The following is an 11,706-nucleotide window of genomic DNA, read 5'->3' as shown; positions in this document are numbered from 1 at the left end:
GGCCGCCGCGCTCGCGTACGGCGCGGCCGGCATCGCGATGGGCACGCGCTTCCTGATGAGCGCCGAATCGCCGGTGCCGCGCGAGACGCTCGAGCGCTATGTCGCGGTGGGCGACCCGGCGCGCATCCGCGTGTCGGACGCGCTCGACGGGCTGCCGCAACGGATGATCGACAACCCGTACCTGCTGAAGCTCGAACGCTTCGGCCCGCTGCGCCGCACGTGGTTCGCATTGAAGACCGCCGAAGCATGGCGCCGCCAGAACGGCCTGAGCACGGGCGACATGCTCGGCCTCGCGATCAAGGCGCTGCGCTCGCATGACTACACCGCGAGCCAGACGCTGATGGCCGCGAACGCACCGTTCCTGATCCAGCGCGCGATCGTCGAGGGCCGCCCCGATGAAGGCGTGCTGCCGAGCGGCCAGGCGGCCGCGATGATCGGCGCGATCGAATCGTGCGACGCGTTGATCGCGCGGATCGTCGCGGAAGCCGGCGAGCGGATTGACGCACTGGCCGCGCTGCGCGGCGCGGCAGCGGCGCAGGCCGCATGAAAAACATCACAGGGAGGCAATGGAGATGACAGCATCCAATCAACCGGCCGGCGCGATGCCGTTCCGGATCGGTCGCGCAGACGGCATCGCCGAACTGGTGATCGCCCATCCGCCCGTGAACGCGCTCGACGCGCAGGGCTGGCACGCACTTTCCCGTGCGCTCGACGCACTCGGCGAAGACGACGACATCCGCGTGATCGTCGTGCGCGGTGAAGGGCGCGGCTTCTGCGCAGGCGTCGACATCAAGGAACTGGCCGCGCATCCGGAGCGGATCGTGGCGGTCAACGCCGGTAACTACGAGACGTTTCGCGCGGTGCACCGCAACCCGAAGCCGGTGATCGCGGCCGTGCACGGCTTCGTGCTCGGCGGCGGGATCGGCATCTGCGGCGCGGCGGACATCGTCGTCGCGGCCGACTGCGCGCGCTTCGGCGTGCCCGAGATCGATCGCGGCGCGATGGGCGGCGGCGCGCATCTGCAGCGGCTGTTCGGCGTGCAGAAGGTGCGCGCGATGTACTTCACCGGCGACATGATCGACGCGGCCGAAGCGTATCGGCTCGGCGCGGTCGAGCAGGTCGTGACGCGCGACACGCTGCGCGACGCGGCGCTCGCGATCGCCCGCAAGATCGCGGAGAAGAGCCCGGCGATGGTGCGGCTCGCGAAAGAGGCGCTGAACGGCGTCGAGGACGGCGATCTCGAGGACAAGTACCGCTGGGAGCAGGGCTTCACGCTGCAGGCGTACATGACGAACGACTCGACGGAAGCGCGCGCCGCGTTCGTCGAGAAGCGCGATGCGCGGTTCGATGCGCAGGCAACCGCCGAGGAGGCACGCGCATGAACCTGACCTACACGCCGCAGCAACAGGCGTTCCGCGCGGAGATCCGCGAATGGCTCGCCGCGCACGTGCCGCGCGAGCGCTTGCCGAGCTTCGACACCGAGGAAGGCTTCGCCGCGCATCGCGAATGGGAGCGCACGCTGCATTCGGGCCGCTGGAGCATGGTCACGTGGCCGCGCGAACTCGGCGGGCGCGGCTGCGACCTGATCGAGTGGCTGATCTTCGAGGAAGAGTACTGGCGCGCCGACGCGCCGATGCGCGTGAACCAGAACGGCATCTTCCTACTCGGCCCGACGCTGATGGATTTCGGCACGGCGGAGCAGAAGGCGCGCTTCCTGCCCGCGATGGCGGCCGGCGAGCACGTTTGGGCGCAGGGCTGGTCGGAGCCGAACGCGGGCTCGGACATGGCCGCGATCCGCACGACAGCCGCCCGCATCGGCGACGAATACGTGCTGAACGGCCAGAAGATCTGGTCGACGCGCGCGGTGTGGGCCGACTGGCTGTTCGGCCTGTTCCGCAGCGATCCCGAATCGTCGCGTCACCACGGGCTCACGTTCCTGATGGTGCCGCTGTCCGCGCCGGGCATCACGGTGCGGCCGATCCGCCAGCTCAACGGGCAGACGGGTTTCGCGGAAATCTTCTTCGACGACGTGCGCGTGCCGGTCGAGAACCGGCTCGCGGCCGAAGGCGCGGGCTGGCAGGTCGCGATGGCGACGGCCGGGTTCGAGCGCGGGCTGATGCTGCGTTCGCCGGCACGGTTCCAGCGCACCGCACAGGCGCTGCGTGACCTGTATCTCGCCCACCGCGATAGCGCCGACCGCGACCCGACGCTGCGCGAGCGCGTGGTGCAGGCATGGATGGATGCGCAGGCGTATGCGCTGTCGACCTACGCGACCGCGAGCCGGCTGCTGAAAGGCGGCCATATCGGCGCGGAGTCGAGCACCAACAAGGTGTTCTGGTCGGAGCTCGATTTGCGCATGCACCAGGCCGCGCTCGACATCCTCGGCGCGCACGGCGAGGTCGTCCCGCAGACGGCCGCGCAGCACGCGACGCTCGGCCACTGGCTCGACGGTTTCCTGTTCGCCCAGGCCGGCACGATCTACGCGGGCACCAACGAGATCCAGCGCAACATCGTCGCCGAACGGATGCTCGGCATGCCGCGCGCGTAAGCGCGCCGGCGCCACCCTTACTGAACGGACATCGTATGGATTTCGTATTCGATGAAGACCAGGAAGCGCTCGCGGACAGCGTGAAGCGCCTGCTGATGACCGAGATGACCCCCGAGCTGATCCGCGAGCTCTGGGCCACGCCGACCGGGCGGTCGGACGACCTGTGGGCGCTGTTCGCGTCGCAGGGGCTGACCGCCGTGTCGGTGCCCGAGGCGCATGGCGGCCTCGGCCTGACCGAAGCGGAATGGGCGCTGCTCGCGCAGACCTACGGCTATTTCGGCAGCCCCGAGCCGCTGCTCGACACGGCGCTCGTGTCCGCCGGCGTGCTGGCGCGGCTGCCGGCGAGCGACTGGCGCGATGCGCTGCTGCGCGACATCGCCGAAGGGCGTGCGCGTGTGGCGCTCGTGCATCCGGTGAACCCGTATGCGGCCGACGTGCACGTCGCGCAGACGCTGCTGTGCGAGCACCGCGGCGAGCTGCACCGCGTCGATCCCGCGCAGTGCGCATGGCGCGCGGTCGACAGCGTCGACCCGTCGCGGCGGCTGTTCACGCTCGACTGGGAACCGTCGGCCGCCACCCGCATCGCGAGCGCGGACGAAGCCGCGCCGCTGCTGAACCGCGCGCTCGACCACGGCGCGTTCGCGGTCGCCGCGCAGTTGCTCGGCCTCACGCAGCGCGTGCTCGACGTCGCGATCGACTACAGCGCGCAGCGCAAGCAGTTCGGCAAGGCGATCGGCTCGTACCAGGCGCTCAAGCATCTGCTCGCCGATGTCGCGATCCGCTACGAGTTCGCGCGGCCGGTGGTCGCTCGCGCCGCACAGGCGATCGCCGACGATCACCCGCAGCGCGCGGTGTTCGTGTCGCACGCGAAGCTCGCGGCGACGTCGGCCGCACAGCTCGCCGCACGCCACTCGATGCAGGTGCACGGCGCGATCGGCTACACGTGGGAGCTCGACCTGCAGATCTTCATGAAACGCATCTGGGCGCTCTCCGGCAGCTGGGGCGACAGCGCATTCCACAAGGCCCGCGTGGCCGACGCGATCCTCGGCGACGCGTTGCCGATCGGCCCCGCGCAGACCTTCGACCTCGAGGAATTGAACTGATGAAACAAGCCTATATCGTCGACGCGCTGCGCACGCCGACCGGCCGCCGCAAGGGCGGGCTCGCGCACGTGCATGCGGCGGACCTCGGCGGCTTCGTGCTGAAGACGCTGGTCGAGCGCAACGCGATTCCCGCCGATGAATACGACGACGTGGTGTTCGGCTGCGTCGACACGATCGGCCCGCTCGCGGGCAACATCGCGCGCACCTGCTGGCTCGCGGCCGGGCTGCCGCTGCAGGTGCCGGGCGTGACGGTCGATCGTCAGTGCGGTTCGTCGCAGCAGGCCGTGCATTTCGCCGCGCAGGCGGTGATGAGCGGCGTCCAGGATGTGGTGGTGGCCGGCGGCGTGCAGACGATGACGCAGATCCCGATCTCGTCCGCGATGACCTGCGCGGCGCCGCTCGGCTTCAACGACCCGTTCTCGGGCAGCACCGGCTGGCGCGCGCGCTTCGGCGATGCGCCGGTGTCGCAGTTCGTCGCCGCGCAGCGGATCGCCGATCACTGGAACCTGTCGCGCGACGCGATGGAGCGCTATGCGCTCGAAAGCCACCGCCGTGCGGTTGCGGCGATCGAGGCCGGGCATTTCAAGCGGGAAATCGTGCCGCTCGAAGGGGTGATGCACGACGAGACGCCACGCCCCGACACGTCGCTCGAAAAGATGGCGACGCTCGAACCGCTGACGCCGGGCGGCTCGCTGACGGCTGCCGTCGCGAGCCAGACCTGCGATGCGGCCGCGGCGCTGCTGATCGTGTCGGAGGATGCGTTGAAGCGCTACGGCCTCACGCCGCGCGCACGCATCCACCACCTGAGCGTGCTCGGCGACGATCCGCTGTGGATGCTCACCGCGCCGATCCCCGCGACGAAGGCCGCGCTCGCGAAGGCCGGCCTCGACTGGTCGCAGATCGACGTCGTCGAGATGAACGAGGCGTTCGCATCGGTCGCGCAGGCGTGGCTCGCCGATACACGGTTCCCGCATGAGAAGACCAACCCGAACGGCGGCGGCATCGCGCTTGGCCATCCGCTCGGCGCGACCGGCGCACGGCTGATGACGACGCTGCTGCACGAGCTGGAACGCACGGGCGGCCGCTACGGGCTGCAGACGATGTGCGAAGGCGGCGGCCTCGCGAACGTCACGATCATCGAGCGCCTGTGAGCGCGCCATCTTTCACGATCCAAGAGGCATGAGCATGGGAATCTGTAACGGACGCACCGTCATCATCACCGGCGCGGGCGGCGGGCTCGGGCGCGAATACGCGCTCACGTTCGCGGCCGAAGGCGCGGCGGTCGTCGTCAACGACATCCGGCACGACGCCGCGCAAGCGGTCGTCGACGAGATCGCGCGGCGCGGCGGCCGCGCGCTTGCGAATGCGGACGACATCACGCAGGTCGACACCGCACAGCGGATCGTCGACGCGGCACGCGAAGCATTCGGCGACGTGCACGTGCTCGTCAACAACGCAGGCATCTGCCGCGACAAGATGTTCACGAGCATGACCGAAACCGACTGGGACGACGTGATGCGCGTGCACCTGCGCGGCCACTTCTGCCTGTCGAGCGTGCTGGCACGGGTGTGGCGCGATGCGGCGAAGGCCGGCCACGCGATCGACGCGCGGATCGTCAACACGAGTTCGGGCGCCGGGCTGCAAGGCTCGATCGGCCAGTCGAACTACGGCGCGGCCAAGGCCGGGATCGCCGCGCTCACGCTGATGCAGGCGGCCGAGCTGCAGCGCTACGGCGTGCGCGTGAATGCGCTCGCACCGGCCGCGCGCACGTCGATGACCGAAGGCGTGTTTGCCGACATGATGAAGAAGCCCGAGGACGGCGGCTTCGACTATTTCGATCCGGCCAACGTTGCGCCGCTGGTCGTGTGGCTCGGCAGTGCGCAGTCGGCCGACGTGACGGGCCAGGTGTTCGAGGTCGCGGGCGGGATGATCGCGGTTGCCGAAGGCTGGCGCACAGGCCCGAGCGTCGATCGCGGCGCGCGCTGGGCGGCGGCCGAGGTCGGCCCGGCGGTGGCAAAGCTGCTCGCCGATGCGCGTCCCGCGCAGCGCGTGTACGGGAGCTGAACGATGGATCTGGCGCTCACCGACGAACAGGCGATGATCCGCGACGCGGCGGCCGACGTGCTCGCGGAGCGTAGCGCGTCCACCGACGTACGCCGCGCGCTCGAGCAGTCGGCCGGCCGTGACGATGCGTTGTGGTCCGCGCTGGCAGGCGAGCTTGGCTGGAACGCGCTCGCGCTGCCCGAGGCGGCAGGCGGGCTGGGGCTCGGTGCGGTCGAGCAGACGGTGCTGATGGAACAGCTCGGCCGGCGCGTCGCATGCGTGCCGTATTTTTCGACCGCGTGCCTTGCGGCGACCTCGCTCGCCGGCTTCGCTGATACGCCGCTGGCAAACGGCTGGCTCGCGAAGATCGCGGAAGGCGCGTGCAGTGCGACGCTGGCACTGCCGTTCGACCTGCCGGCCATTTCACGGTCGCTGCCAATCGTCGCGGAAGAAACAGCGGGCGGTTACGCGCTCTCCGGCACGATCGAGCAAGTGATCGACGGCGCGCGCGCCGACCTGCTGCTGGTGCCCGCGCGGATCGCGAATGAAGGGCAGTCGATCGGGCTGTTCGCGATCGACGTCGCAACGGCGTCGGGGCTCACGATCACGCCGCTCGACACACTCGACGCAACCCGGCCGATCGCGCGCGTGGTGCTCGACGAAGCCCGCGTGAGCTGCGACGCGCTGCTTGCCGGCGGCACGGCGGTGGCACAGGTGCTGGAACGCACCGCCTGGTTCGCGGCGCTCGCGCTGGCCGCAGAACAGCTCGGCGGCGCCCAGCAATGCCTCGACCTGACGCTCGACTACACGAGCCAGCGCGTGCAGTTCGGCCGAGCGATCGCATCGTTCCAGGCCGTCAAGCACCGCTGCGCCCAGATGATGGTGCTGATCGAAGCGGCACGCTCGGCCGTGCTCGGCGCCGCGCATGCGTGGGACGCCGAAGCCGGCAGCGTGCCGCCGAGTGACGCATTGCGTGCCGACATCGCCGCCGCGAAATCCGCCGCGAACGACGCGTATGGGTTCTGCGCACAGGAAGCGATCCAGTTGCACGGCGGCGTCGGCTTCACGTGGGAATACGACCCGCATCTCTATTTCAAGCGCGCACAGGCGTCGGGTGCGCAGTTCGGCAGCACGCCGCAACTGCTCGAATGGATCGCGTCCCACGCGATCGACGGCGGCGCTTCGCATCGCGACGAAGCATTCACCCCGGCCGCCGCGGCGGCATCTCGTCCGTCGGCTGCGCGCGCAGGAGCTCTTCAATGAACAGCGAAACGCGCGAACAGCAATTGCGGCATGAAGTGGCCGACTGGGTGCAGTCGCACCTGACCGGCGACTTCGCGTGCCTGAAATACCGCGGCGGCCCCGGCGACGAGGAAGCGTGGCCCGAGCTGCGCAAGGCGTGGGAGCAGGAACTGGCGCAGGGCGGCTGGACCGGGCTCGGCTGGCCGACGGATGCCGGCGGGCGCGGCTTCTCGGTCGCCGAGCAGGTGATCTTCCACGAGGAATACGCACGTGCGGGCGGCCCCGGGCGGATGGGGCACATCGGCGAAGGGCTGCTCGGGCCGACGCTCGTCGCGTGCGGCACCGACGACCAGCGCGCGCGCTTCCTGCCCGGCATCCTGGCCGGCACGCAGTTCTGGTGCCAGGGCTATTCGGAGCCCGGCGCGGGTTCCGACCTGGCGAACGTGCGCACGCGCGCCGAACAGGATGCGGACGGTACGTGGCGCGTGCACGGCCAGAAGGTCTGGACGTCGCTCGCGCACGATTCCGACTGGATCTTCGTGCTGGCGCGCACCGATCCCGCGTCGAAGGGCAACAAGGGGCTGTCGTTCCTGCTGATGCCGCTCGACCAGCCGGGCATCGAGATCCGGCCGATCAAGCAGCTCAACGGCGGCGCGGAATTCAACGAAGTATTTTTCGACGGCGCGCGCGCGGAAGCCCGCGACCTCGTCGGCGCGCCCGGCGACGGCTGGCGGATCGCGATGACGCTGCTCGGCTTCGAGCGCGGGATGTCGACGCTCGGCCAGCAGATGCAGTTCGTCCGCGAACTCGAATGGGTGATCGACGCCGCGCGCGAAGCGGGCGCGGACCGTGACCCCGTGCTGCGCCAGCGGATCGGCCGCGCGTGGGCCGGGCTGCGCGTGATGCGCTACAACGCGCTGCGGATGCTGTCCGGCGCGGACGACACCGATGCCGGCGCGGGCGCGCCGCTGCGCCGCGAGGCGCTGATCTACAAGTATTTCTGGTCGAACTGGCACCGCGACCTCGGCCAGCTCGCGATGGATGCGCTCGGGGCCCGCGCGAACGTGATCGATCCGGCCGACGAAAAGCTCACCCATCTGCAACGCGTATTCCTGTTCTCCCGTGCGGACACGATCTACGCCGGCACCAACGAAATCCAGCTCAACATCATGGCCGAGCGCGGGCTCGGCATGCCCAGGGAAGCACGAGGAACAGCATGACCGAACCCCAGATCCAGAAAGCGCCGGCCTACGTGCCGGGCCACCAGCTGCTCGCCGGCAAATCGGTGCTGATCACGGCTGCCGCGGGCGCCGGCATCGGCTTCGCGGCCGCGCGCCGCTGCGCGGAAGAAGGCTGCCGCGCGCTGTTCATCTCCGACATCCACGAAAAGCGCCTCGAACAAGCGGTCGAGACGCTGCGCGCCGAAACGGGGCTGCAACAGGTCTACGGCCGCCTGTGCAACGTCGCGGTCGAGGCCGACGTGCAGGCGCTGGTCGCGCAAGCGCAGGACAAGCTCGACGGCGTCGACGTGCTGATCAACAACGCCGGGCTCGGCGGCTCGACCCGCATCGTCGATATGGACGATGCCGAATGGTCGCGCGTGATCGACATTAGCCTTACCGGGACGTTCCGGATGACGCGCGCGATGCTGCCGCACATGCAGGCCCGAGGCCGCGGCGCGATCGTCAACAACGCATCGGTGCTCGGCTGGCGCGCGCAGGCGGAACAGGCGCACTACGCGGCCGCGAAGGCGGGCGTGATGGCGCTCACGCGCTGCGCGGCGCTCGAGGCGTCGCCGTACGGCGTGCGCATCAACGCGGTCGCGCCGAGCATCGCGATGCACGATTTTCTGAAGAAGTCGGCCCCGGCCGACTTGCTGAATCAACTGGCGTCGCGCGAAGCCTTCGGGCGCGCCGCCGAAGTCTGGGAGGTCGCGAACGTGATGGTGTTCCTTGCAAGCGATTACGCGTCGTACATGACCGGCGAAGTGCTGTCGGTCAGCAGCCAGCACGCATGATGAGCACGACCCTCGACCCCGTCCGCGCGACGCCCCGCGTGTTCGCGCATCCCGGCGAACTCGCGGCGGCCGTCGGCGACACGCTCGGCGCGAGCGCGTGGCTCGCGATCGACCAGATCCGCATCGACGGTTTCGCCGATGCGACGGGCGACCACCAGTGGGTGCACGTCGACCCGGTGCGCGCGAAGGACGGCCCGTTCGGCGCGTGCATCGCGCACGGCTACCTGACGCTGTCGCTCGTGAATTACTTCCTGCCGCAGATCGTGCGGATCGACGGCGCGCGCCTCGGCGTCAACTACGGCTGCGACAAGATCCGTTTCCCCGCGCCGGTGAAGGTCGGCGCGCGCGTGCGCGGCGTCGGCGAGCTGCTGCGCGTCGAGCCGCTCGAAGGCGGCGTGCAGGCCTGGATTCGCGTGACCGTCGAGATCGAAGGCGGAGCCAAGCCCGGTTGTGTGGCCGACACGATCAGCCGTTACTACTTCTAGATTCAGAGAGCAGAGACATGGAAGACGCAGTCATCGTTTCCGTCGCACGCACGCCGATCGGCAAGGCGTTTCGCGGCATGTTCAACGACACCGAGGCGCCCGCGCTGGGCGGCCACGTCGTGCGCACCGCGCTCGAACGCGCGGGCGTCGCGCCGGCCGACGTCGACGACGTGCTGATCGGCTGCGCTGCGCAGCAGGGCACGCAGGGCTACAACATCGGACGCCTGTCGGCCGCGGCGGCCGGGCTGCCCGCATCGGTGCCCGGCATGGCGATCGACCGCATGTGCTCGTCGGGCCTGATGTCGATCGCGAGCGCCGCGCGCAGCATCGGCGCGGGCGATGCACGGATCGTGGTCGCGGGCGGCGTCGAGTCGATCTCGCTCACGCAGAACAAGCACAAGAACGCCTATCGCGCGCGTTCGCAGGCCGTGCTCGACCATCAGCCGGCTGCGTACATGGCGATGATGGAAACGGCCGAGATCGTGTCGCGCCGCTACGGGATCTCGCGCGCCGCGCAGGATGAGTTCGCGCTGCAGAGCCACCAGCGCACGGCCGACGCACAGGCAGCCGGCCGCTTCGACGCGGAAATCGCGCCGCTCGACGTGCGGCGCGCGCTGTTCGACAAGGAAGGCAACCCGGCCGGTCACGAGGACATGAAAGCCGCGCGCGACGAAGGCGTGCGCGCCGACACGACGGCCGAGCGGCTCGCGGGGCTGAAGCCGTCGTGGAGCGGCGGCAAGGTCGTCGAGCAGGGCGAGTTCGTGACGGCCGGCAATGCGTCGCAACTGTCTGACGGCGCGGCGGCCATGGTCGTGATGTCGCGCAGCGAGGCGGTGCGTCGCGGGCTAACGCCGCTCGGCGCGTTCCGCGGCCTCGCGGTGGCCGGCTGCGAGCCGGACGAGATGGGCATCGGCCCGGTATTCGCGATTCCGAAGCTGCTGGCGCGCTTCGGGATGACCGTCGGCGACATCGGGCTGTGGGAGCTGAACGAGGCATTTGCGTGCCAGGCGCTGTACTGCCGCGACACGCTCGGCATTCCCGATGACCGGCTGAACGTCGATGGCGGTGCGATCGCACTCGGCCATCCGTTCGGGATGTCGGGTACGCGGATGACGATGCACGCGCTGCTCGAAGGTGCGCGGCGCGGCGTGCGGCACGCGGTCGTGACGATGTGCATCGGCGGCGGGATGGGGGCCGCCGCGCTGTTCGAAATCGGCGCGTAGCGGCGCGCGGACGGGCCGCGCCGCTCAGGCGGCCCGCCATTCAGGACCATTCGAGGCCGCGGCAACGACCGACGGCCCGGAGACTTGCAGGCGACGGCGGTGGGCGCCATGGCGCGCACCGTCGTCGAACGCAGACACAGGAGACAAGCGATGAAACGAACTTTGCCCGGACTCGCGATGTCGGCGCTGGTGCTCGGCGCCGCGCTGTTCGCGTTTTCGCCGCGCCCGCTGCCGGCGTTCCCGGTCACCGCGATCCACGCGGACCGGCTGCAGATCAACGGGCTCGCCCGGGCTGGCGCGCGCATCGTCGCGGTCGGCGAACGGGGCGTGATCCTGCTCAGCGATGACGCGGGCGCCCACTGGCGGCCGGCATCGACCACGCCCGACCAGGCATCGACGCTCACGCAGGTGCGCTTCATCACGCCGACGCTCGGCGTCGCGGTCGGCCACGACGGCCGGATCGTCCGTAGCGACGACGCCGGCATGCACTGGCGCGAAGTGCACATGGACCACGAACATTCCGATCCGCTGCTGTCCGTCTGGGGCACGGCGGACGGCCCGCTGTTCGCGGCCGGCAGCTTCGGCCAGCTGCTGCGCTCGGACGACGCGGGCCTCAACTGGCAGACCGTGAAGACGCCGGCCGGCGACCGTCACCTGAACGCGATCGTCGGCGACGGCCACGGCAACCTGCTGGTCGCCGGCGAGAGCGGCACGCTGCTGCGCTCGACCGACAACGGCGCGACGTGGGACAAGCTGCCGTCGCCGTACGCCGGCTCGCTGTTCGGCGCGCTGATGCTCGCGAACGGCGACTGGGTCGCGTACGGGATGCGCGGCAACGTGGTGCGCAGCACCGATCGCGGCGCGACCTGGACGCACGTCGACAGCCACGTGCCGGTGTCGTACTTCGGCGCGACCCAGCTCGCCGACGGCGAACTCGTGCTGGTGGGCAAGGGCGGCGCGATCGTCGCGTCGCGCGACGGCGGGCTGACCTGCGACGTGCGCAAGCTCGGCGGCGTGCAGAGCCTCGCGGCCGTGCTCGACATGG

12 protein-coding genes are annotated in these 11,706 nt (G+C 70.2%); all 12 read left to right on the top strand.

All coding sequences use genetic code 11. The annotated features are described in order from the left end of the window. The coding region (locus G3N93_RS24250) for a nitronate monooxygenase (protein WP_206134126.1) at nt 1–547 on the top strand (547 nt) is incomplete at its 5' end. Nucleotides 548–566: 19 nt separating this feature from the next. After that, nucleotides 567–1,382 (top strand): enoyl-CoA hydratase family protein, encoded by an 816-nt coding sequence (locus G3N93_RS24245; protein ID WP_206134125.1) that lies wholly within the window; start codon nt 567–569, stop codon nt 1,380–1,382. Continuing rightward, nucleotides 1,379–2,548 carry an acyl-CoA dehydrogenase family protein gene (locus G3N93_RS24240; RefSeq protein WP_174944132.1) on the top strand — a complete coding sequence of 390 codons (1,170 nt, stop codon included), beginning with the start codon at nt 1,379–1,381 and terminating at the stop codon, nt 2,546–2,548. Before G3N93_RS24245 ends, G3N93_RS24240 begins: the two co-directional genes overlap by 4 nt. Before the next feature lie 35 nt (nt 2,549–2,583). Continuing rightward, entirely contained in the window at nt 2,584–3,651 is a 1,068-nt protein-coding gene (locus G3N93_RS24235) for an acyl-CoA dehydrogenase family protein (RefSeq protein WP_175042305.1), read from the top strand. Next, the gene (locus G3N93_RS24230; RefSeq protein WP_206134124.1) at nt 3,651–4,802 is read left to right on the top strand and encodes an acetyl-CoA C-acetyltransferase; all 1,152 of its coding nucleotides are present in this window, start codon (nt 3,651–3,653) and stop codon (nt 4,800–4,802) included. The genes G3N93_RS24235 and G3N93_RS24230 overlap by 1 nt, the downstream gene beginning before the upstream one ends. A gap of 34 nt (nt 4,803–4,836) precedes the next feature. Next, on the top strand, nt 4,837–5,715 hold the full coding sequence (locus G3N93_RS24225; RefSeq protein ID WP_206134128.1) for an SDR family oxidoreductase: 879 nt from the start codon (nt 4,837–4,839) through the stop codon (nt 5,713–5,715). Between the two features lie 3 nt (nt 5,716–5,718). Next, complete coding sequence (locus tag G3N93_RS24220) at nt 5,719–6,957, top strand: acyl-CoA dehydrogenase family protein (RefSeq protein WP_206134123.1); 1,239 nt, start codon at nt 5,719–5,721, stop codon at nt 6,955–6,957. Then, nucleotides 6,954–8,156: an acyl-CoA dehydrogenase family protein gene (locus G3N93_RS24215; RefSeq protein WP_206134122.1), complete on the top strand. Its 1,203-nt coding sequence runs from the start codon at nt 6,954–6,956 to the stop codon at nt 8,154–8,156. The genes G3N93_RS24220 and G3N93_RS24215 overlap by 4 nt, the downstream gene beginning before the upstream one ends. Then, nucleotides 8,153–8,953: an SDR family oxidoreductase gene (locus G3N93_RS24210; RefSeq protein WP_174940821.1), complete on the top strand. Its 801-nt coding sequence runs from the start codon at nt 8,153–8,155 to the stop codon at nt 8,951–8,953. The genes G3N93_RS24215 and G3N93_RS24210 overlap by 4 nt, the downstream gene beginning before the upstream one ends. Then, nucleotides 8,953–9,438 (top strand): MaoC family dehydratase, encoded by a 486-nt coding sequence (locus tag G3N93_RS24205; protein ID WP_206134127.1) that lies wholly within the window; start codon nt 8,953–8,955, stop codon nt 9,436–9,438. The genes G3N93_RS24210 and G3N93_RS24205 overlap by 1 nt, the downstream gene beginning before the upstream one ends. A 17-nt stretch (nt 9,439–9,455) precedes the next feature. After that, nucleotides 9,456–10,661, top strand: a complete 1,206-nt coding sequence (locus G3N93_RS24200) for an acetyl-CoA C-acyltransferase (RefSeq protein WP_206134121.1) — start codon at nt 9,456–9,458, stop codon at nt 10,659–10,661. A gap of 150 nt (nt 10,662–10,811) precedes the next feature. Then, on the top strand, nt 10,812–11,706 hold an 895-nt coding region (locus tag G3N93_RS24195; protein WP_206134120.1), incomplete at its 3' end, for a YCF48-related protein.

It is taken from the genome of Burkholderia sp. Se-20378 (assembly GCF_017104665.1).
In the GTDB taxonomy this organism is placed as follows: domain Bacteria; phylum Pseudomonadota; class Gammaproteobacteria; order Burkholderiales; family Burkholderiaceae; genus Burkholderia; species Burkholderia lata.
The sequence above is the reverse complement of the archived record's forward strand: the minus strand, read 5'-3'. Positions and strand labels throughout refer to the sequence as shown.